Below are 21675 nucleotides of genomic sequence, written 5' to 3'. Positions count from 1 at the left end.
GGACAAGGAACCATGGGACGTCGCACCGCCAAAAACACGGCCAGCCGGCTTGCCGGCCTCCAGGCCGCCACGGAAGGCATGGTCCTTCCGGCCGTCGGCTTTGCCCTGGAGGTGGCCATGCTGGCGTCCTTCGTCTACTGGGGGTTCCGCCAGGCCGGCCCCTGGAACTTCATTCTCGGCCTTGGCATTCCGGCCGCGGTGGTGGTCCTGTGGGGCATCTTCCTGGCCCCGAAATGTGCCCGACGGCTGCCGTTGAACGTGGTGTCCCTGGCGTCCTTGGCGCTGTTCCTGCTCGCAGGCGGCGCCCTGCTGGCCGCCGGGGCCACAGCCCCGGGCATTGCCCTGATGGTGTTCGCCGCCGCCTGGTTCGCCGCGTCCCGTGTGGTGCAGCCGGCCTAATTCCGATGCCGGCGGTCCGGCATTTTTCCGGCGGCCATCCGACACCACGGCCGCAAGCGGCCTTTGGCGTCTCCTTTACGCGGGCTACGGAAACACCGGACCTGCCGCTGGTCGGAGCGCCCTGCCCCATCGTCCGGGCCTCCCTGACGCCGGACTACAAAAAATGCCGGCTCCGCGGGCGTGACGTGGTCGCGGCGGCCGGGTGGGTCGGACCGGCTCAACCATCGGCCGTGTGGGGGCCCATGAGGGATCCTCCGGCGGGTTCCTGGACGGTGCAGCCCGGGTGGGTGCCGACGGTGACCAGCCACAGCGAAACCGCCGCCTCGTCGCCCAGGTCGAGGCGGCCGGCGTCGTCCGTGCCTGCAGGGGCATTGGGGGAGGGGAGCCGGGCCACCTCCAGGGTGCCGCCAAAGGGGCGCCTGCCCACGACTTCCAGCTCGGTGTCCACGCCGATGCCGTGCTGTTCAAGATAGCGCAGCAGTTCGGGGTCGTGGTCGCTGATGCGGCTGACGCGGCCGTGGTGGCCGGCGTCAAGCTCGTCGAGACGGTGCGAGGGCGGCATGGTGATGTGGCCGCCGGCATCCGGGATGGGATCGCCGTGGGGGTCGCGCGTGGGGTTGCCCAGTTTCGCGGACATGCGCCCGATGAACGTTTCCGAGACGGCGTGTTCGAGCCGTTCGGCCTCCTCATGGACCTCGTCCCAGGTGTAGCCGAGTTCGCGGACCAGGTACGTCTCCAGCAGCCGGTGGCGGCGGACCATGGACAGTGCCAGGGCCAGGCCGGATTCGGTGAGGCGGATGGGGCTGTAGGGTTCGTGCTCCACCAGGTCCTGGTCCTTGAGCTTGCGGACCATCTCCGAGACGGAGGAGTTGGCCACGCCCAGCCGCACGGCCAGCTGGGTGGACGTGATGGGCTTGTCCTGCCACTCCGTGAAAGAGTAAATGACCTTGACGTAGTCCTCAATGCTGGAGGAGGTGGGGGTGGCTTTCACGTGCACCAGCCTACCGGCTACGCAACCCCGGTGGCGGTCAGCCACAGCAGGACCGCGTTCAGCGCAACGATCAGCGCGGCACTGGCCAGGGCGGGAATCCGCAGCGGCAGCCCGTCCCGGTGTTCGCCCATCAGCGCCTTGTTGGCGGTCAGGCGCAGCAGCGGAACCAGCGCAAAGGGGATGCCGAAGCTCAGCACCACCTGGCTGACGATCAGCGCCCACGTGGGGTCGGTGCCGATGGTCAGCAGGACGATGGCCGGGACCAGGCTGACCACGCGCCGTGCCATGAGCGGGATGTGGACGTGGAGCAGGCCGTGCATGATGGCGGCGCCGGCGTACGCGCCCACGGAGGTGGAGGCCAGGCCGGAGGCCAGCAGCCCGACGGCGAACACCACGCCGACCACCGGGCCCAGGGTGGCGGCAATGGCCGCATGGGCGCCCTCAATGGTGTCGGTGCCGGGGACCCCTCCCAGCGTGGACGCGGCGAGCAGCAGCATGCCGATGTTGACGGCCCCGGCCAGGAGCAGGGCTGAGACCACGTCCCAGCGCGTGGCCCGGACAATGCGGCGCAGGGACTCCGGCGTGCGGCGGGCCCCGGTGTGCCGGTCCTTGGCCAGCTGGGAGTGCAGGTAGATGGCGTGGGGCATCACGGTGGCGCCGAGCATCCCGGCGGCCAGCAGGAGGCTGTTGCTGCCCTCGAACCGTGGCACCAGGCCGGAGACGACGCCGGCCGGATCCGGCGGGCTGAGCACCAGCCCGGCCAGGAACCCCACGGTGATGACGACCAGCAGGAAAATGATGATGGTTTCAAAGTGGCGCTGCCCATGGCGGTTTTGCACGGCCAGCAGCGCCATGGAGGCGACGCCCACGATCACCCCGCCGACGGGCAGCGGCACGTGGAAGAGCAGGTTCAGGGCTATGGCGCCGCCCACGACCTCGGCCAGGTCCGTGGCCATGGCCACCAGTTCCGCCTGTGCCCAGTACAGCCGGCGCCCGGCGGTGCCGAACCGCTTTCCGAGCAGTTCCGGCAGCGACCGGCCGGTCACCACCCCAAGCTTGGCGGACTGGTACTGCACCAGCATGGCCATGAGGTTGGCCGCTACCAGCACCCACACGAGCAGGTAGCCGTAGCGGGCGCCGGAGGTCAGGTTTGCGGCGACATTCCCGGGGTCCACGTAGGCGATTGCCGCCACGAAGGCAGGGCCCAGAAGAAAAAGCCCCCTGCCGCGGTCGCGCCGCGGCAGGCGCTTCCTGGCAGTGCCGGTCTCCAGCAATTTCCGCCCCTTCGCTAGCCCTAAACCCCAAGTTTAGGTATGCCGAAATTCTAGCGCGGCCAGGGGCCGGGTGTCGAGGGGACGTCACGCAGGCGCTGCTGGGTGTGGGCGCGCCAGGTCTGGCAGAAGTACGGGAGCGCCAGCTCCTGGCCGGGGGTGTGGCCCAGGTGCTCGAACAGGTACCAGCGCAGGTTGCCCAGCACCTTGGCGCGGATGGCGGCGTCAGCCTTGAGGTAGTAGCTGCGCGACTTGGCCAGCTCCAGCAGTTCTTCCGGGGTGACGGCCTGCTCCCACCGGGTCCCGTGCACGCTGAGGCCGTGGAATTCGGGACCGACATGCGGACGGAAACCGGGCTTGTGGACGTCGCCGGCATGCATGATCCGCGACAGCCGGTGCACCCAGGGCACGCTGACGTCCAGCTGGTTCCAGACCAGTCCCAGGACGCCGCCGGGGCGCAGGACCCGTGCCATTTCCGTGCTCGCCGCCAGGGGATCGCACCAGTGCCAGGCCTGGGCGGCCACCGCCAGGTCGATGGACGCCGCGCCCAGGCCGGTGTCCTCGGCCGTGCCCTGCCGCACCGCGACGCCGGGCAGGTTGCGGCGCAGCTGGACGAGCATGTCACCGGACGGGTCGACGGCGCTGACCCGCCAGCCGCGTGCGGCCAGCAGGTGGGTGTACTTGCCGGTCCCCGCGCCTACGTCCAGGGCGTCGCGGACGTCGAGGCCGGCGGCCAGCCACGCCAGCGACTCGACGGGGTAGCCCGGGCGCACCTTGTCATAGTGCTCCCCGCCCTCCTGGAAGGCGCCGGCCAACTCGAGCCGCCGCACGTCGTCAAAAACCGGTCCGCCCGCGCCTGCCATTGTCCTCCGCCTGTTTGCTTGTGCCGATTCCGCCGCTCCACTCTACCGCGGCGGAAGCGTTCGACGGCGGGCTCAGCGGGTGGAGCAGGGGGCGGCACCGGCCGTGCCGGGCGTGTTGGGCGCCCAGGAGGGGAAGCTGCGGGTGTCGTTGGCGGGCACCCAGCGTCCGGCGTCCACGACGTAGTCCCAGCCCAGGCCGTCGCGGAGCAGGGCGGCCACGCCGTCAATGAGCCGGTCGGCGTCGGTGCGGCGGGAACCCACCCCGAAGCTGGCGCGCAGCGAGCCCGAGGCCAGGCCCACCCGGCGCAGCAGGGGGTGGGCGCAGAACCTGCCGTCCCGCACGCCCACGCCGTGCTCGGCGGACAGGTAGGCCGCGGCCAGGCCGGCGTCGTACCCCTCCACGGAAAAGTTGACGACGCCGATGGTGCCGCTGCCGGGGTACGAGCCGGAGTCGGCGAACAGTTGGTGGACGGTGACGCCGTCGAGCGCCTCCAGCCCGGCCACCAGGTGCGAGCGCAGTTCCTGCTCATGGGCGTGCCACGTTTCGGCATCCAGGGCGGCCAGCACCTCGGCGGCCTTCGCCAGCGTGGCGGCGCCGAGCACATTGGGCGAACCGGCTTCGTGGCGGGCCGGGCCGTCGGTCCAGAGCACGGACTCCAGCCGCACGTCCTTCACGGCGCCGCCGCCGGCCAGGTGCGGGCGGCCGGTGTCGAGCCAGTCGGGACGGCCCACCAGCACGCCCGCACCAAACGGGGCATAGAGCTTGTGGCCGGAAAAGGCCACGTAGTCGATTCCGTCGCGGGCCAGGTCGAGGCGCCGGTGCGGGGCCAGCTGGGCGGCATCGACCACGATCCGCGCACCGTGCCGGTGGGCCAGGGCCGCGAGCTCGGCGATCGGCAGCACCTCGCCGGTGACGTTGGAGGCGCCCGTGACGGCCAGCAGCACCACGTTGCCGGCACGCAACTGCGTCGCGACCCGGCCCAGGGTGGACTCGAGGGTGTGTCCGGCCACCACGGAGCGGTGCGGCAGCCCCTGCCACGGCAGCAGGTTGGCGTGGTGCTCGATGTCCAGGTACAGCACCTCGCCATGGTCGTTGGAAGGGCCCCCGGTGCGCCCCTGCCCCGCCAGGAGCGACTCCACGCAAGCTGCGAGCAGGTTCAGCGAATCGGTCGTGTTGCGGGTGAAAATGACGGTGTCCCCGGGGCGTGCACCGACGAAGTCGGCCACCGTGCGCCGGGCGTTTTCGTATAGTGAGGTGCTGACCTGGGAGGCAAAGCCGGCGCCCCGGTGCACGCTGGCGTAGTACGGCAGCACCTCGGCCAGGTGCGCGGCCACCTCGTCCACGGCCGGCGCCGACGCCGCGTAGTCCAGGTTGGCATACCTGGCGGTGCCGCCGTGGATCAACGGCGCTGCCAGGTCGCGGCCCGCCACGGGCAGCAGGGGTGCGTCGGAAAGGCGGGCTGTTTCAAGGGTTGCAGAACTCATGGGGGCTCCCAAAAGGAAGGGACCATTCCGTCGCGGCGAAGCCGCCGGGAACGAAAAAATGTCCGCGCTTGCCAAGACCGTTCCGGCCTGGCCAGGTCGTCACCCGGGGCACCCCGCCGCGAAAGGAGGGTTGCCGGCCAGCAAACCGGGGTTTAGCGCTGGCACTCGTGACCTATGCCCAAAAGGCTAGCCCAGCCGCGGCAGCGTGCGCATTTGTTACGACACATTGCTGCGGCTCGTTGGGGCGGGGCTGCAACCCGCATTTGCTGCACCACCGGTTCGGGCCGGCGGGTTCCAGCCCTCATTTTCCCAGCCATGGAATTCGGCGGTGCAGATGGGGCGACTTGTGCCCCGTCGGGGCATTCGGCGGTGCAGCACATGCGGGCAAGCCCGGCTGCAACCCGCATTTGCTGCACCACCGGTTTGGCGCCTGGGTTCCAACCCGCATTTGCTGCACCACCGGTTCGGGCCGGGCCCGCGACCGGCCGCTGTGCAACAACCTGCGCGGGTGCCGGGCCGCTTAGGAGAGGAGGTCGTCCCAGCCGGGGTTTAACCGGCGCAGCACCTCGGTGTGCAGGATGGAGTTGGTGGCCAGGGCGTTGCCACCGAAGGGGCCGTCCACTCCGTCCAGGGAGGTGAAGCGGCCGCCGGCTTCGGTCACGATGGGCACCAGGGCGGCCATGTCGTACAGGTTCAGTTCGGGCTCGCAGGCAATGTCCACGGACCCTTCCGCGACGAGGCAGTAGGACCAGAAATCGCCGTAGGCCCGGGTTCGCCAGACGTCGTCGGTCAGGCCCAGGAACTCCTCCCGGTTGCCGCGGGCCGCCCAGCCGGTCAGCGAGGAGTAGGACAGGGACGCGTCGGCCAGCTCGGAGACGTTGGAGACGCGGATGCGCGTGGCGGACGCGAGCGACTTGCCCGTATACGCGCCCGTGCCCTCGGCCGCCCACCAGCGCTTGCCCAGGGCGGGGGCGCTGACCACGCCCACCACGGGCCGGCCCTCGTCCACCAGCGCAATCAGCGTGGCCCAGACCGGCACGCCGCGCACAAAGTTCTTGGTCCCGTCGATCGGGTCGATGATCCACCGGCGCGAGCCGTGGCCGCTGCTGCCAAACTCCTCGCCCAGCACGGCATCGCGCGGGCGCACCCGGGACAGCTGGCTGCGGATGGATTCCTCGGCCGCCTTGTCCGCGTCCGTGACCGGGGTCAGGTCCGGCTTGGTTTCAATCTTCAGGTCAAGGGCCTTGAAGCGTGACATCGTCAGGGAGTCGACGGTGTCAGCCAGGACGTGGGCCAGGCGGAGGTCGTCATTGTACGTCTGGGGTTGGACAGTCATAGGCAACACGCTATCGGTAGATGGGGCCAAAGTGCGGGATGACGCCCTCCACCCGCATGTGCGCTACGCCAGGGTGCCAAGCTCCTTGGCCTCGGCGCGGCCCTCGGTGCGGGTGCTGGTGCCCAGCAGACGGCGGAGGGACGCGAGCCGGGCCGGGCCCGCATCCCCGGCATGGCCGCCGGCCACCCAGGCGTCCAGCCCGCAGTTGACGGCGGCGTCGTCGTGCTTGCAGCCGCGTTCGCAGTCGTCGGTGCCGGGCTCCAGGTCCGGGAAGGCATGCAGGATCCGGTCCGCGTCCACGTGGGCCAGCCCGAAGGAGCGGATGCCGGGGGTGTCGATGATCCACGAGCCGGCCTCGCCGTCCTGCAGCCGCAGCGCCAGGGCGGAGGAAGAAGTGTGCCGGCCGCGCCCCGTGACCGCGTTGACGCCCCCCGTGGCCCGTTGCGAACCGGTCAGGGCGTTGACCATGGTGGATTTGCCGACGCCGGAGTGGCCCACCAGCACGCTGACCCTGCCGTCCAGGTGCCCGCGCAGTTGTTCGACGGCACCCCCCGCCAGGAGGGCGGAGTCGCCGTCGTCGCTGCGGGCGTCAATGGCGGAGGCGGCGTCGGGCGCACCGGCGGAGGCCGTGCGGCTGATGATGACCGTCATGTCCAGGTTGTCATAATTGGCGAGCAGCCCGGACGGGTCCTTGATGTCCGCCTTGGTGATCAGCAGGATGGGGGCAATGCCGGCGTCGTAGGCGGCCACCAGGGCGCGGTCGATGAAGCCAGTGCGAGGTTCCGGGTTCGCCGCCGCCACGACGATGACCAGCTGGTCGGCGTTGGCCACCACCACGCGCTCCACGGGGTCGGTGTCGTCCGCGCTGCGGCGCAACAGGGTGCGGCGTTTCTCCACGCGCACCAGGCGGGCCAGGGTGTCCGGCGTGCCCGTGGTGTCGCCCACCAGCGCCACAAAGTCCCCGGCCACCACGGGGGAGCGGCGCAGCTCGCGGGCGCGTGCGGCAATGACCACCCGTTCGGCCGGCGTGTCCTCGTCCACGATGGCCGTGTACCGGCCGCGGTCCACGGTGGTGATGCGCCCGATCACGGCGTCCTCGTGGGCGGGCCGGTCCTTGGTGCGCGGCCGGCTGCCCTTTTTGTTGGCGCGGACGCGCACATCGGATTCGTCCCAGTTGCTGTAGTCCCTAGCCACGCCCGGCAGTCCCCACCGCGGCCGTCTGGGCAAGCATGTCCGCCCACATGTGCGGGAAGTCTGGCATGGTCTTGGCCGTGGTGGCGATGTTTTCAACCTCGACGCCGGGCACGGCCAGCCCGATGATGGCGCCGGCAGTGGCCATGCGGTGGTCCTCGTAACTGTGGAACAGCCCGCCGTGCAGCGGGGCCGGGTTGATGATGAGCCCGTCCTCCGTTTCGACGGCGTCCCCGCCGAGGGCGTTGATCTCGGCCACCAGGGCGGCGAGCCGGTCGGTCTCGTGGCCGCGCAGGTGGGCGATCCCGCGCAGGCGCGACGGCGTGGACGCCAGTGCGCACAGGGCGGCCACCGACGGTGCCAGCTCGCTGGTGTCGGAAAGCTCGGCACCAAGGATCTGCGGCCCGCCGGTCACGGTGAGCACGCCGTCCTCCAGCGTGACGGTGGCGCCCAGTTGCGGGAGGATGGTCCGCCACTTGTCACCCACCTGGGTGGTGTCCGCCGGCCAGTGGGGGATGCGCACCGTGCCGCGGGTGGCCAGGGCTGCCGCCAGGAACGGCCCGGCGTTGGAGAGGTCCTGTTCCAGCTGCACGTCAAACGCGGTGATGGGTCCGGGTTCCACGATCCAGTGGTTGGGGGTGGAATCGTCCACCCTGACGCCCAGGGAGCGCAGGACCTTGACCGTCATCGAAATGTGGTCGATGCTGGGCACCGACGTGCCGGTGTGTTCCAGGTGCAGTCCGCCCTCGAAGCGGGCGGCGGCCAGCAGGAGTGCCGAGATGAACTGCGAGGAGCCGCCGGCGTCGATGGCCACGTGTCCGCCGGCCACGGTGCCGGTGCCGTGGACCGTGAACGGCATGAAGCCGTCCGTGCCGCCCTCGACGCGGACGCCGAGGCCCCGGAGGGCTGCCAGGACCGGCGCCATTGGCCGCACGCGGGCGGCGGGGTCGCCGTCGAACGCCACGGCACCCCGCAGGAGCGCGGCGATCGGCGGCACAAAACGCATGACGGTGCCGGCCAGGCCGCAATCAACGGCGGTGTGGACGGCGTGTCCGGCGGGGATCGGGGTGACCGCCAGGTCCGGCACGGACCCTGTGCCGGGCACCTCCTCGATGCCGGAGCCCAGGGCGCGCAGCGCACCGACCATGAGGTCGGAGTCGCGGGACTGCAGCGGCGCCCGGAGCCGGGAGGGGCCCGCGGCCAGGGCGGCCAGGACCAGATACCGGTTGGTCAGCGACTTGGAGGCGGGGATGGTGACGGTGGCGTCAAGGGGTGTTGCGGCAAACGGTGCGGGCCAGGAGGCGGCGGTCATCGGTGCTTATTGTCCCGTCACGTCGTGGGCGAGGGCCCGGGCGTTCCTGTCGGCGGCCTTGATGCGCCGGTTGGTGCCCTTCCTGCCGGATTCGATCAGTTTCCCGGCCCGCCAGGCCAGGCCGGGGCGGCCGGCCGTGTCAACGCTGGCCAGGAGGGCCCCTCCGAGGAGGCCGATGTTCCTGGCCAGCTGGCTGCGGCGGTGGGCCTTGGCCTCCTTGGTGTCCGTGGCGGAGCTGCGGTACTCGACAAAGGTGGTGACGGCAGCGGTGGCGGTCAGCAGCAGCGCGGCCGGGCGGGCGAACTTGCCGGTGGCCAGCAGGACGCCGGCACCCACCTGGGCCCCGGCGATGGCGCGTGCCAGCGTCTTTTCGCTGGCGTCAAAGGGCAGTGCCGCCGAGACGCGGTCAAGGACGGGGTCCAACTGCCGGGTGGTCCGGTCCACATTCCGCAGGCTGTCCAGGCCGGAAAGGATGAAGGACGAGGCGAGCATGGGGCGGGCGAGTGCGCGAACGATGGTCAAGGAGGCCTCCTGATTTTGTGCCGTAAACGTCCCTTCCCGCAGCGCAGGCCGCGGACGGGGGTGTTCCTGCTTTCAACAAGTCTCGCACTTTGGCGCAGCATTGCGGAATATACCGCGGCGGGGCCGGGTTTGCATTGGTATGGAACGGACTGGCACACCCTCGGAAAGGCGGCAATGCAGGCACTGACAGTAGACTCGTCTGTGATGAACATTTCCGAGCCTGAGCAAGCCCATGACACCGCTGCACGGCCCTCCACCGCTGTGACGGCGGAGCGCAAGGCGGCGGTGGAAAACACCGACGTCGCCACGGTTGACGTCGCCACGGAAAGTGTCGAGGCACGCCGTGCCCGGTTTGAGCGGGACGCCATGCAATACGTGGACCAGCTGTACTCGGCGGCCATGCGCATGGCACGCAATCCCAGCGATGCCGAGGACCTGGTCCAGGAGGCGTACACCAAGGCGTTTTCGGCGTTCCACCAGTACAAGCCCGGCACCAACCTGAAGGCGTGGCTGTACCGGATCCTGACGAACACCTACATCAACCTGTACCGCAAGCGCCAGCGCGAACCCCTGCAGTCCAATGCGGATGTGATTGAGGATTGGCAGCTGGCCCGGGCGGAATCGCACACTTCCCGCGGTCTGCGCTCGGCCGAGGCCGACGCGCTGGACCACCTGCCGGACTCGGATGTGAAGAGCGCGTTGCAGGCCATTCCGGAGGAGTTCCGGCTGGCGGTGTACTTCGCCGACGTTGAAGGCTTTGCGTACAAGGAAATATCAGAAATCATGAACACCCCCATCGGCACCGTGATGTCACGGCTGCACCGGGGGAGAAAGCTGCTCCGGGACATGCTCTCGGACTATGCAGTGGACCGCGGCTACCTCAAGGAAGCCGGGAATGAACTTAAGGAAACGGAGAACTGACCATGGGCGATTGCCAGAGCCTGGGTGACTGCGACGACAAACGGATTGCCCGTATTTACGAGTACCTCGACGGCGCGCTGTCCCGCGAGGACCTCGTGGAGATCAAGGCCCACCTGGACGGGTGCACCGACTGCGCCCATGAGTACGACCTTGAGTGCGTGATCCGCTCGGTGGTGAAGCGCTCCTGCAAGGAAGCCGCCCCCGAGACGCTTAAAAGCGCGATCCTGGCCCGCCTGCATGAAGGCCGTCCCGCCGGGGTCTAGTCCCGGCGAAGTTCAGTCCCGCCGAAGTCTAGCCCCGCCCCGCTGCGGTGCCGGATTCCGGCGGACGCATCGAAATGGTGCTGTATTGGCTGGCCGGGCGGCCCGTCACGCGCCGGTGCAGCGAACCGGCAATCAGGTGCGCCTGCACCTTGGCCATCTCCGCCTTCTCTCCGGCGAACAGCTCGTCCACCGTGTTGGTCCACAGCTGCAGCCACCGGTTGAAGTGCTCCAGCCCGAGGGGTGCCTTGGCATGGATGTCAAAGTGGATCGCCAGGGCGTTGCGGCTGTAGAGGCTGGCCTTGAACAACACGGTCTGCCAGAAGTCAGCCATGATGGGCATGTGCCGTGCCAGGTCCATGTGCACCACCTCGGTGAAGATCGGCCCGATCAGCCGGTCCGCAAAGGCCCGGGTGTAAAAGGTGCGGACCAGGTGCAGGATGTCCTCCCGGCCCGCAATGTCCGCCAGCTCCCCGTTGCCGGGGGCCATGGGCGTGTAGGCATCCAGGTTCGACGCCGTCCTGCCGGAGTTCGCGTGCCGGCGCACGGGTCGCGGGGTGTCCACCGGTGCCTACCCTGCCACGCCGAGGACGATGAGGATGCCGGCAACCGGCAGGGCCAGCACCTTGACCGCCTCCGAGCTGATGTAGGCGATGTGCGTGGACGTACCGACCTTCGCCTTGACGGCCGTGCCGCCGTCGTGCGTGAGGGCCGTGCGGGACAGGGCCGCGGTGCGCTTGGCCATGGCGGGGCGCAGGACCAGCAGCTGCAGGGCCAGGGCGGCCATGGCGACCACGAGCAGCACGCCCGCCGCCGGGGTGACCGTGGCGGGGGACAGCAGCCATGCGGCCAGGACCGCCAGCGCGAGCACCGCCTCAATCGAGTTCAGGGCCTTGAAGACCAGCCGGCCGATCCCTACTCCCAGGGCGTGGGTCATGCCGGGGGCCCGGAACTTCAACGGGGTCTCCAGGAAGGAAATGGCGGCCACCATGCCAAACCAGGTGAAGGGAAGCATGGTGAGTAAAACGACGGCGGGCATGGAACGGCTTTCTTGTCACGACTTTTCTTGTCACAACGGTCCGGTGCGGGGAGCGCCTCCAGCATATCAATAAACACAACTCTTTCCGTGCTTAATGTCCGTGGCTGCAGGGACCGGCGCCACAACGCAAGGACCCGCCCCACCATGGAGGTGGGACGGGTCCGTGCGTGGGTCGGTCAAGACTCAGGTGTTGGGGCGCTTACCGTGGTTTGCGCCGCCATTCTTGCGGTCCCGACGCTTGCGTGAACGCTTTGACATAGCTGCCTCCAATCTTTCACAAAGATCCGAATAAGATCTGCCCTCTAGTCTCCCATAAACGGCACTTGCGAACCTAACCGGGCGGCGGGCAGGCCGCCGCCCGTGGCGGAAGCGGCGGCAGCACGGCCGCCGGCCCGGGGTCAGGCAGCCTCGGGAAGGTCCAGCCACTGGTACCAGCCGCGGTGCAGCACCAGCCAGGCCATCAGCCCGTAGCCGGCCTGGCCCGGGGAGCCGGCATTCGCCGCGACGTCGTTGCGCCACTGCTCATGGTTTTGCAGCGGCGAGAACGTGTCAACGTAGTGGTGCTTGCGGCGCGTGGTGACGTCGGCGAAGGCAGTGTTCAGTTCCGCCAGCTTGCGGTTCAGGGCCGGGTCCAGCGACGGCGGAGGGCCCACCACGAACACCGGAATGTTCAGCTGGGTGGCGCCGTCGAGGATGTTGGCCAGGTTGAGCCGGCTGCGCGCCGTGGTCAGGCCAAACTCGATGTCCCGTCCGGACAGGCCCACCACCAGCCGGTTTTCGTGGAAGTCGTCAAAGCGCCGGCCCGCCTCCTGCAGCCACCGCCCCGCCAGTGCCTCGGTGCCCTCGTGGGGCGTGGCGAGCACAAACGGCGCCACCGAGACGTTCTCCTGGGGGGTCCTGGCCAGTACGCGGCCCAGCCAGCCCAGCGCGCGGGGATCACCGACCCCCGCCACCAGTTCGTCCCCGATGGCCACAATTCGCAGCTCCCGCTTGTCCACGGTGCCCCTTTCGTTTCTCACATCAAATGAAGGATGCCCGGCCTGTTGGGCAGGCCGGGCATCCAAGGCGCCTTAGTTGCGTTCGAAGGCTTGCTTGACGAGCAGTGTCTGCTCCACGGCGTGGATCTTCGCCGAACCGGTGGACGTTGCCGCGGAGGCGGGGCGCGACACCCGGCCCAGCCGCTTCTCCAGCACCGGTGCCAGGTTCAGGGCCATGAACGGCCACGGACCCTGGTTGGCCGGCTCGTCCTGCGCCCAGATGACTTCCGCGTTCGGGTACTTGGCCAGTTCCGCCTTGATTTCCGCCTCAGGCAGCGGGTACAGCTGCTCGACGCGCACGATGGCGGTCCTGGAGTCCCCGGCCTTGTCGCGGGCGGCGAGGAGGTCGTAGTACAGCCGGCCGGAGACCAGCAGCACGCGGTCGACGGCGTTGGCGTCCTGGGCGGCATGCTCACCGATGACCGGGCGGAAGCCGCCCGTGGTGAAGTCCTCCACGGCGGACGCGGCGGCCTTCAGGCGCAGCAGCTGCTTGGGCGTGAAGATGATCAGTGGCTTGCGTGGGCGACTGTATGCCTGGCGGCGCAGCAGGTGGAAGTGCGACGCCGGCGTGGTCGGGTTGGCCACCACCATGTTCTGTTCCGCGCACATCTGCAGGTAGCGTTCGATCCGGGCCGAGGAATGGTCCGGGCCCTGGCCCTCGTAGCCGTGCGGCAGCATCAGCACCAGCGAGGAACGCTGGCCCCACTTCTGCTCGGCGGAGGAGATGAACTCATCCATGACTGTCTGGGCGCCGTTGGCGAAGTCACCAAATTGGGCTTCCCAGATGACCAGCGCGTCCGGGCGTTCCACCGAGTAGCCGTACTCAAATCCCATGGCCGCGTATTCGCTCAGCAGGGAATCATAGATCCACAGCTTGGCCTGGTCCTCGCTGAGGCCCGCGATGGGGGTCCAGACCTTGCCCGTGGCACGGTCGTGGAACACGGCGTGGCGCTGGACGAACGTGCCGCGGCGCGAGTCCTGTCCGGCCATGCGGATCGGGACGCCTTCCAGCAGGAGCGAACCAAACGCGGCGAGTTCGCCAAAGCCCCAGTCGATGCCGCCGTTGCGGGACATGGCCTCGCGCTTTTCCAGCAGGGACTTCAGCTTCTGGTGGACCGTAAAGCCTTCCGGGACCGCGGTGTGGATGGCGCCGATGCGTGCCAGCGTGTCCGCGGTGATGGCCGTGTTCTTGGGGTCGTTGACGCCGGAATCGGCCTGCTGCGCCATGGGGCGTTCCAGGTCGGAGACGGCGTGCGTGTCCTTGGTGATGATCGGGATGGGCGAGGTCTGGGCCGCGTGGGTCTCGGCGAAGACGCGCTCCAGGCGTTCCTGGTAGTCGCGCAGCAGCTGCGAGGCCTCATCCTCGGTGATGTCCCCGCGGCCGATCAGGGCCTCGGTGTACAGGCGGCGCACGGAACGCTTGGCCTCGATCAGGTTGTACATCAGCGGCTGGGTCATCGAGGGGTCGTCGCCCTCGTTGTGCCCGCGGCGGCGGTAGCAGACCATGTCGATGACTACGTCCTTGCGGAAGCGCTGCTGGAACTGGTAGGCCAGCTGGGCCACACGCACCACGGCTTCGGGGTCGTCGCCGTTGACATGGAAGACCGGTGCCTGGATCATCTTGGCCACGTCGGTGGAGTACACCGAAGAGCGCGAGGAGGACGGCGCCGTCGTGAAGCCGACCTGGTTGTTGACCACCACGTGGATGGTGCCGCCGGTGCGGTAGCCACGCAGCTGGGACAGGTTCAGCGTTTCCGCCACCACGCCCTGGCCGGCAAAGGCGGCGTCGCCGTGGACCATGATGGGCAGCACGGGGAAGTTCTCGCCCTGGTCGAGGCGGTCCTGCTTGGCCCGGACAATTCCCTCAAGCACGGCGTCGACGGCTTCCAGGTGCGAGGGGTTGGCGGCCAGGTAGACCTTCGTCTCGTTGCCGGCGTCGGAGGTGAAGGTGCCCTCTGTGCCGAGGTGGTACTTCACGTCGCCGGAGCCCTGCACGCTGCGGGAATCCAGCGTGCCCTCGAACTCACGGAACACCTGGGCGTAGGTCTTGCCGGCGATGTTGGTCAGCACGTTCAGGCGGCCGCGGTGGGCCATGCCGATGGCCACTTCGTCCAGGCCGTCGTCGGCGGCGTCGGAGATGATGGAGTCCAGCAGCGGGATCAGGGACTCGCCGCCTTCCAGGGAGAAGCGCTTCTGGCCAACGAACTTGGTCTGCAGGAACGTCTCAAACGCCTCGGCAGAGTTCAGCTTGGAGACGATGCGGATCTGCTCTTCCCGGCTCGGCTTGGAATAGGGGTGCTCCAGCTCGTCCTGGAACCACTTGCGCTGCTCGGGTTCCTGGATGTGCATGTATTCGATGCCGGTGGTGCGGCAGTAGGCGTCACGCAGTACGCCGAGGATGTCACGCAGCAGCAGCTTGGGCTTGCCGCCGAAGCCGCCGGTGGGCCACTCGCGGTCCAGGTCCCACAGGGTCAGGCCGTAGGTGAGCACGTCCAGGTCGGGGTGCTTGCGCTGGCGGAATTCCAGCGGGTCGGTGTCGGCCATGAGGTGGCCGCGCACACGGTAGGAGTGGATCAGCTGCTGGATCCGGGCGACCTTGTTGATCTCATCGGCCGGGTCCACCTGGAGGTCCAGGCTCCAGCGGATGGGCTCGTAGGGGATGCGCAGGTCTTCGAAGATGTCGTCATAGAAGTTCTCGGCGCCGAGCAGCAGCTGGTGGACCTTCTTCAGGAACTCCCCGGACCCGGCACCCTGGATGACGCGGTGGTCATAGGTGGAGGTCAGCGTCAGGATCTTGGACACGGCGTTCTTGGCGATGATCTTGGCGCTGGCGCCCTGGAACTCGGCCGGGTAGTCCAGCGCGCCGACGCCGATGATGGCCGCCTGGCCCTTGGACAGGCGGGGCACGGAGTGCACGGTGCCGATGCCGCCGGGGTTGGTCAGGGAGACGGTGGTGCCGGCGTGGTCGTCGGCGGTGAGCTTGCCGGCGCGGGCACGCTTGATCAGGTCCTCGTAGGTGTGCCAGAACTCGGCAAAGCTGAGGGTCTCGGCCTTCTTGATGTTCGGCACCATGAGCAGGCGGCTGCCGTCCGGCTTGGGCATGTCGATCGCGATGCCGAAGTTCACGTGCGGGGGCTGGACGGCAACGGGCTTGCCGTCCACCACGTCGTAGTAGACGTTCATGGAAGGGAACTGGCTCAGCGCACGGATGACGGCGTAGCCAATCAGGTGCGTGAAGGAGACCTTGCCGCCGCGGGCGCGGGCAAGGTTGGAGTTGATGACCACTCGGTTGTCAATGAGCAGCTTGGCCGGGATGGCGCGCACGCTGGTGGCGGTGGGCACCTCGAGGCTGGTGATCATGTTCGTGGCGATGGCCTTGGCCGGTCCGCGCAGGATCGTGTTCACGGCCTCGTCGGGGATCGAGGTGTCCTTGGCGGTCTTGGGCAGCTGCGCCGGGATGGGCGTGGTGCCGGTGCGGGCGGCGTCCTTGGCGGGGGCCGGCGGGCGCGGCGGGGCGGCAGGTGCCTTGGCGGGTGCCGCGGCAGGGGCGGCTGCAGCCGGGGCCGCTGCGCTGGGGGCGGGGGCTGCGCTGGGGGCCGGCGCAGGTGCGGCCGGGGCGGCTGCGGCGGGTGCCGCCGGGCGAGCGGCGGGGACCGGAACCACGGGGATCTGCGCCGTTACCGGGCTGGCGTTGGGGGCTGTGTGGCGTCCGTTGGTGGCGGCGGATTCTTCGGCGTCGAACGACTTGAAGAGCGGCCACCACTTTGTGTCCACTGAGTTCTTGTCGGCCTGGTACCGCTCGTAGAGTTCATCGACGAGCCACTCGTTTCCGCCAAATTCCTCGGGTAGACGGTGGATGGATTGCTCTGGCACGTGTAATACGCCTCTTCCATGAGTTTGATTGCCCGCTGTGCATAGGCCGCACGGTGCGTTTCCACCCGCCTGGACGGGTGCGAACGGTGCACGGACCGCAAGACCTATTTGATCGATGGATGGGTTTCTTCAAACCCTTGCCGCCTGTAAGTCTAGTGATCAAATCTGCATGCAGGCCAATCTGTGCGGCGGCGCGCCCGGTCCGGGATGTGATTTTGGGAACGTTTATGGCGCGGGCGCATCGTTTGGCTGGCTAGACTGCTCCGTGGCGGCCCGAACCTAGACCCGGACAGCCGTTCTGCCCGACAGTTTCCTTCATATTGGGAGTGCCCGTGCGTTTTCTCACCCAGCCCACCACCGACCTGACTTATTCCGACGTTTTCCTGGTTCCTTCGCACTCCACCGTCACCTCCCGGTTGGATGTGGACCTCTCCAGCGGTGACGGCACGGGGACCACCATCCCGCTGGTGGTTTCCAACATGACTGCCGTCTCCGGCAAGCGCATGGCGGAAACCGTGGCCCGGCGCGGCGGCCTGGCCATCCTGCCCCAGGATGTTCCCCTGGAGGTCCTGGGCGCCGTCACCGGGTGGGTCAAGATGCGCGACACGCTGTTTGAGACCCCGCTCATCATGGGGCCGGCGGACATTGTGGTGGACGCCGTGCACCTGCTGCCCAAACGGGCCCACAATGCCGTGGTGGTGGTGGCCGACGGCCGCTTTGCCGGTGTGGTGCGCGGCTCGGACTGCGAGGGCGTGGACCGCTTTGCCTCGCTGGCCTCGGTGATGCGCAGCAACGTCCTCACCCTTGACGCGGAGCCCTTTGACGACATCCGCGCCCGGGCCGACGATGGCACACTGTCCGCCGCCGACGCCCGCGAGGCCACGGTGGCGGCGCTGCGCGAGGCCTTCGCCGTCCTCGATGCGGCCGGGACGGACTTTGCCCCCGTGCTGAGGTCCGGCGTCGTGGTGGGTGCCCTGACCCGCACCGGCGCCCTGCGCTCCACCATCTACCGGCCTGCCGTCGACACCTCGGGCCGCCTGCGCGTCGGGGTGGCCGTGGGCATCAACGGCGATGTGGCGGGCAAGGCGCAGGCGCTGCTGGACTACGGGGTGGACGCCCTGGTGGTGGACACCGCCCACGGCCACCAGAACAAGATGCTCGAGGCGCTGCGGGCCGTCCGTGCACTTTCCCCCTCCGTGCCCGTGGCGGCCGGCAACGTGGTGAGCGCCGACGGCGTCCGCGACCTGGTGGAGGCCGGCGCCGACATCCTCAAGGTGGGTGTGGGCCCGGGAGCCATGTGCACCACCCGCATGATGACCGCCGTGGGGCGCCCGCAGTTCTCCGCCGTGCTGGAATGCGCGACGGCGGCCGCGGCCGTGGGTGCCCACGTCTGGGCCGACGGCGGGGTGCGGTACCCGCGCGACGTTGCCCTGGCACTGGCCGCCGGTGCGAGCCAGGTCATGATCGGCTCCTGGTTCGCCGGCACCTACGAGAGCCCGGGGGACCTGCAGGTGGACGCGGGCGGGCGCCGCTACAAGGAAAGCTTTGGCATGGCCTCGGCGCGTGCCGTGCAAAACCGCACCTCCGGCGACCTCGCCTTTGAGCGTGCCCGCAAGGGCCTGTTTGAGGAGGGCATTTCCACCTCCAAGATGTACCTGGACCCGGCCCGGCCGGGCGTGGAGGACCTGCTGGACATGATCACGGCCGGCCTGCGCAGCTCGTTCACCTACGCCGGCGCAGCCTCCCTGGCCGAGTTCCGGGAACGCACCGTGGTGGGCGTGCAGTCCGCCGCCGGCTACGAGGAAGGGCGCCCGCTGGCGCACAGCTGGTAGCCGCAGGGCCGGCGGGCGGTTCCTGGCCGGCTACCGGGCCGCGGGGGCCGGCCCGGTGGAACCGCGGATGGTCAGGTAGGTGGGGAGGATGGTCTGGGTGCGCGGGAGGTTTCCCTGGGCGGCATCGAGCTTGCCCAGGAGCATGGCAACGGCCACCCGGCCTGCCTGTTCCACCGGCGCCGTCACCGTGGTCAGCGGGGGGCTGCAGAAGTCGGCCCCAAAAATGTCGTCGCAGCCGACGATGCTGACGTCCTCGGGCACCCGGACCCCGCGCTCCCGGAGACGCTGCAACATGCCGATCGCCACCAAGTCGTTGAACGCGATTCCGGCCGTGGCGCCGGAATGGACCAGCGCATCGGCGGCCGCGGCACCGGAGTGGGTGCGCGGGGCAAACGGGCCAAGCCGCACCACCTTCACGCCGCGTTCCTTCGCGGCCTCGGACAGCGCAGCCCAACGGCGCGTGTTTGAACTCGACGTCTCCGGACCCCCCAGGTAGGCAACGTGGGAGTGGCCCAGGGAGATGAGGTGGTCAAGGGCCTGGTTGGTGGCCGTCGGGGTGTCCAGCAGGACGGACGGCACGCCGTCAATGTCGCGGTTGATGGTGACCACGGGCATCTTCGCCGCCACGGCGGCAAGGGCGGCGTCGCTGAGGCGGGACGCGGTCAGGATGACGCCGTCGGCCGTCTGGCGCAACTGCTCCACCGTGTTGACCTCGACTTCGTCGGATTCCTCGGTGTCCACCAGCAGCTGGGTGTATCCGGCCGCCTTCAACTGAAGCTGCGTGCCGCGGATGATGTCAAAGTAAAACGGGTTGGTGATGTCCGCAACGAGCACGGCCACGGCCTTGGTGCGCCCCGAGCTGAGCGCCTTCGCCTGGGCATTGGGAATGTATTTCAGTTGCGCTGCGGCCGCCTCGATGCGGGCACGGGTGCGGAAGTTGACGCGGCCGGGCGTGGACAAGGCCCGTGAGACCGTTGACGCGGCAACGCCCGAGAGTGCTGCGACGTCGTGGATTGTTGCTGGACGCTGTGGCGAAACGCCTGGGGGAGCCGTCATTCGGACACATCCTTGTGGGAAACTGGCCCGTCGGGCCGATGGCTGGGGCTGCGGGCAGTTCGGCGCGGAGACGCGCCTGCGGGCAGGGGCATGTTTGTGACTGACAACACTGTCCGTCGATGCCAGACTACGGTCTGCGGAGAATTTTGGCAATCGGTTGTCAAGAGTTTGCATTGGCGTTAGGCTTCTGTAGTGAGAGATGACCTGTGAATCAGGTCACCGAACGCGGGTCCCCCGGGGCGGCCGGGTTCGGTGCCGAACCACCCCGTAGTGCCTATTCTGGAGGACCAATGCCCACCATCAACCCGACGTGGACCCTTTCCGGGTTCGGCGATGAAATCGACCCGGACCCCAAGATCCAGGCGGCCGTCATGCTGGCCCTGGGCGCGCAGTACATTGAGGTGCGCAGCGCGTGGGGGACCAACGTGGTGGAACTGGATGATGCCCAGGTCGCTGAGCTCAAGTCCATCCTTGACGGCGCCGGGCTGAAGGTGTCCGCCGTGGCAAGCCCCATCGGCAAGGTGGACATCAGCCTTCCGGCCACCCTCGAGGTGGAACGGCTGCGCCGCATCATTGAGGTGGCCAAGGCGCTGGAGACGAAGTACATCCGCATGTTCTCCTTCTTCCGTGCCCCGGAGCAGACCCCTGAAGAAATCCGCGACGCCGTCATGGAGCGGCTCGCGCTGTTGGCTGCCGAGGCCGAGCAGGCCGGCGTGGTCCTGATCCATGAAAACGAAAAGGACATCTACGGCGACACCCCCGAACGGGTCCTGGACATCCTGCAGACCGTCAACTCCCCGGCCCTGCGTGCGGCATGGGACAACGCCAACTTTGTCCAGGTGGGCGTGAAGCCCCACACCGACGCCTACGCCATGCTGCGCCCGTACCTGGAATACCTGCAGGTCAAGGACGCCATCGCAGGAAGCGGCGAGGTGGTGCCCACCGGCAAGGGCGACGGACAGCTCGTGGAAACACTGACGGCGCTGCGCGATGACGGCTACGCCGGCTTCGCCTCGCTGGAACCGCACCTGGCCGCCCAGCATGAACTTGGCGGCTTCTCGGGCCCCACCGCGTTTGGCGAGGCGGCGCGGGCCTTCCGCTCGGCCACCGACGCCATCGGCGTGACGCTGGCCTAGCCCCCGCCCGCCCCGCACCACCAGCACCGGATCACCAGCCCCGCATCACCCGTCAAAGGAGCCACACCATGCCAAGAGTTGCCGTCATTGGTTGCGGGGACGTAGCAACCGTCCACTTCGAGGCGATTGCCGCGCTGGGGGACGCGGAGCTGGTGGCCGTGTGTGACAGCGATCCGGAGCGGCTCGCCCTGGCCGAAGGTGCGCACGGGGTGCCCGGCTACAGCGACCACGTGCGCATGCTCGAGGAGGTGCGTCCCGACGTCGTGCACGTCTGCACGCCCCACCACCAGCACGCCGACCCGGCCATTGCGGCGCTGGGGCGCGGGATCAACGTGATCAGTGAGAAGCCGCTGGCCAGCACCCTGGCGGATGCCTTGCGGCTGGCAGCCGCGGCGGCCGCCAGCCCGGCGCGGATCGGCATCTGTTTCCAAAACCGCTACAACGCGGCCGTCCAGGCCCTGCACGGGCGGCTCTCCAGCGGAGAGTTTGGCGCCGTCCTCGGCGGTTCGGGGACGGTGATGTGGCACCGTGACGCCGCCTACTACGCCAGCCGGCCCTGGCGCGGCACCTGGGCCGGTGGCGGCGGGGGGCTGCTGATGAACCAGGCCATCCACACGCTGGACCTCCTGCAGTGGCTGATGGGGGAAGTGGCGGGCGTCGCCGGGCACGCGGCCACCCATGCCCTCGCGGACGCCATCGAGGTGGAGGACACGGCCGAGCTGGTCCTGACCCACACGGGCGGGGCACGCAGCGTTTTCTACGCGACCCTGGCCAACACGGTCAACGCCCCCGTCACGGTGGACATTGTTACCGAGAAGGCGGACTTCCACCTCCGCGGGGACCTGACCATCACGCATGGCGACGGCCGGGTGGAGGTTGTCCGGGAACGCCGGGCAGCATCCGGCGGCCGGGACTACTGGGGCGTCTCACACCAGCTCTACATTGCCGACTTTTACGCGCAACTGGGCCAGGACGGGCCCTTTTGGATCGACCCGCAGGAAGCGTTGAAGACCCTGCGCATCATCAAGGATGTGTACGCGCAGAGCTATCCGGACCGGCCGGCAGAGGTCGCCTGACCCCGCGGTTCCCTGTTGTGGCGGGCCCTGCCGCGCGGCAGGGCCCCCCGCCCAGTACCACCCAGCCACCCAGCC

The 21675-nt window shown here is 68.9% G+C and carries 20 protein-coding genes and 1 riboswitch; of the genes, 6 read left to right on the top strand and 14 right to left on the bottom strand.

The annotated features are described in order from the left end of the window. Positions 1–12 precede the first annotated feature (12 nt). Entirely contained in the window at positions 13–399 is a 387-nt protein-coding gene (locus tag G6035_RS02025; protein WP_176615407.1) for a YrdB family protein, read from the top strand. A 217-nt stretch (positions 400–616) separates the two neighbouring features. On the opposite strand, the gene G6035_RS02020 is transcribed toward G6035_RS02025, so the two are convergent. The 8 genes from G6035_RS02020 to G6035_RS01985 form a co-directional block, all read right to left on the bottom strand. Beyond that, positions 617–1390, bottom strand: a complete 774-nt coding sequence (locus G6035_RS02020; RefSeq protein WP_176615406.1) for a metal-dependent transcriptional regulator — start codon at positions 1388–1390, stop codon at positions 617–619. Positions 1391–1407: 17 nt separating this feature from the next. Beyond that, entirely contained in the window at positions 1408–2664 is a 1257-nt protein-coding gene (locus tag G6035_RS02015; RefSeq protein ID WP_371130796.1) for an Nramp family divalent metal transporter, read from the bottom strand. A 50-nt stretch (positions 2665–2714) separates the two neighbouring features. Next, complete coding sequence (locus G6035_RS02010; protein WP_176615405.1) at positions 2715–3524, bottom strand: class I SAM-dependent methyltransferase; 810 nt, start codon at positions 3522–3524, stop codon at positions 2715–2717. Between the two features lie 72 nt (positions 3525–3596). After that, positions 3597–5009 carry an aminotransferase class V-fold PLP-dependent enzyme gene (locus tag G6035_RS02005; RefSeq protein ID WP_176615404.1) on the bottom strand — a complete coding sequence of 471 codons (1413 nt, stop codon included), beginning with the start codon at positions 5007–5009 and terminating at the stop codon, positions 3597–3599. A gap of 59 nt (positions 5010–5068) precedes the next feature. Continuing rightward, positions 5069–5182, bottom strand: a riboswitch (SAM riboswitch). Positions 5183–5529: 347 nt separating this feature from the next. Continuing rightward, positions 5530–6345: a histidinol-phosphatase gene (gene hisN, locus G6035_RS02000; RefSeq protein WP_176615403.1), complete on the bottom strand. Its 816-nt coding sequence runs from the start codon at positions 6343–6345 to the stop codon at positions 5530–5532. 63 nt (positions 6346–6408) lie between these two features. Continuing rightward, complete coding sequence (locus G6035_RS01995; RefSeq protein WP_176615402.1) at positions 6409–7539, bottom strand: ribosome small subunit-dependent GTPase A; 1131 nt, start codon at positions 7537–7539, stop codon at positions 6409–6411. Continuing rightward, positions 7532–8848, bottom strand: coding sequence for a 3-phosphoshikimate 1-carboxyvinyltransferase (gene aroA, locus G6035_RS01990; protein ID WP_176615401.1), 1317 nt, complete (start codon positions 8846–8848; stop codon positions 7532–7534). Before aroA ends, G6035_RS01995 begins: the two co-directional genes overlap by 8 nt. Before the next feature lie 6 nt (positions 8849–8854). After that, entirely contained in the window at positions 8855–9370 is a 516-nt protein-coding gene (locus G6035_RS01985; protein ID WP_176615400.1) for a DoxX family protein, read from the bottom strand. 174 nt (positions 9371–9544) lie between these two features. On the opposite strand from G6035_RS01985, the gene G6035_RS01980 reads away from it, so the two are divergent. Both G6035_RS01980 and rsrA read left to right on the top strand, forming a co-directional pair. Next, a complete protein-coding gene (locus G6035_RS01980; protein WP_256127674.1) occupies positions 9545–10291 on the top strand; it encodes a sigma-70 family RNA polymerase sigma factor in 747 nt (248 codons plus the stop codon). A gap of 2 nt (positions 10292–10293) precedes the next feature. Beyond that, positions 10294–10554, top strand: a complete 261-nt coding sequence (rsrA, locus tag G6035_RS01975; RefSeq protein WP_176615399.1) for a mycothiol system anti-sigma-R factor — start codon at positions 10294–10296, stop codon at positions 10552–10554. A 28-nt stretch (positions 10555–10582) separates the two neighbouring features. Here the strand turns inward: rsrA and G6035_RS01970 are convergent, their stop codons facing one another. From G6035_RS01970 to G6035_RS01955, 5 genes are all read right to left on the bottom strand, one after another. Next, complete coding sequence (locus tag G6035_RS01970; protein ID WP_218062898.1) at positions 10583–11116, bottom strand: group III truncated hemoglobin; 534 nt, start codon at positions 11114–11116, stop codon at positions 10583–10585. A 6-nt stretch (positions 11117–11122) separates the two neighbouring features. After that, on the bottom strand, positions 11123–11590 hold the full coding sequence (locus G6035_RS01965; protein ID WP_176615398.1) for a hypothetical protein: 468 nt from the start codon (positions 11588–11590) through the stop codon (positions 11123–11125). Between the two features lie 183 nt (positions 11591–11773). Next, positions 11774–11848, bottom strand: a complete 75-nt coding sequence (locus G6035_RS20430) for a 50S ribosomal protein bL37 (protein ID WP_371130803.1) — start codon at positions 11846–11848, stop codon at positions 11774–11776. 140 nt (positions 11849–11988) lie between these two features. After that, positions 11989–12588: a GDSL-type esterase/lipase family protein gene (locus tag G6035_RS01960; protein ID WP_176615397.1), complete on the bottom strand. Its 600-nt coding sequence runs from the start codon at positions 12586–12588 to the stop codon at positions 11989–11991. Positions 12589–12660: 72 nt separating this feature from the next. Continuing rightward, positions 12661–16500 carry a multifunctional oxoglutarate decarboxylase/oxoglutarate dehydrogenase thiamine pyrophosphate-binding subunit/dihydrolipoyllysine-residue succinyltransferase subunit gene (locus G6035_RS01955; protein ID WP_176615396.1) on the bottom strand — a complete coding sequence of 1280 codons (3840 nt, stop codon included), beginning with the start codon at positions 16498–16500 and terminating at the stop codon, positions 12661–12663. Positions 16501–16832: 332 nt separating this feature from the next. Here G6035_RS01955 and G6035_RS01950 point away from each other — a divergent pair, with 332 nt between their 5' ends. Then, positions 16833–18332: a GuaB1 family IMP dehydrogenase-related protein gene (locus G6035_RS01950; protein ID WP_176615395.1), complete on the top strand. Its 1500-nt coding sequence runs from the start codon at positions 16833–16835 to the stop codon at positions 18330–18332. Between the two features lie 30 nt (positions 18333–18362). On the opposite strand, the gene G6035_RS01945 is transcribed toward G6035_RS01950, so the two are convergent. Then, the gene (locus tag G6035_RS01945; protein WP_176615394.1) at positions 18363–19388 is read right to left on the bottom strand and encodes a LacI family DNA-binding transcriptional regulator; all 1026 of its coding nucleotides are present in this window, start codon (positions 19386–19388) and stop codon (positions 18363–18365) included. 290 nt (positions 19389–19678) lie between these two features. Here G6035_RS01945 and G6035_RS01940 point away from each other — a divergent pair, with 290 nt between their 5' ends. Together G6035_RS01940 and G6035_RS01935 are read left to right on the top strand one after the other, a co-directional pair. Further along, positions 19679–20524, top strand: a complete 846-nt coding sequence (locus tag G6035_RS01940; protein WP_176615393.1) for a sugar phosphate isomerase/epimerase — start codon at positions 19679–19681, stop codon at positions 20522–20524. Positions 20525–20592: 68 nt separating this feature from the next. Then, positions 20593–21600 (top strand): Gfo/Idh/MocA family protein, encoded by a 1008-nt coding sequence (locus tag G6035_RS01935; protein WP_176615392.1) that lies wholly within the window; start codon positions 20593–20595, stop codon positions 21598–21600. Positions 21601–21675: the final 75 nt, after the last annotated feature.

Origin of the sequence: Arthrobacter sp. SDTb3-6 (assembly GCF_013376095.1) — a bacterium.
Lineage (GTDB): Bacteria > Actinomycetota > Actinomycetes > Actinomycetales > Micrococcaceae > Specibacter.
The sequence above is the reverse complement of the archived record's forward strand: the minus strand, read 5'-3'. Positions and strand labels throughout refer to the sequence as shown.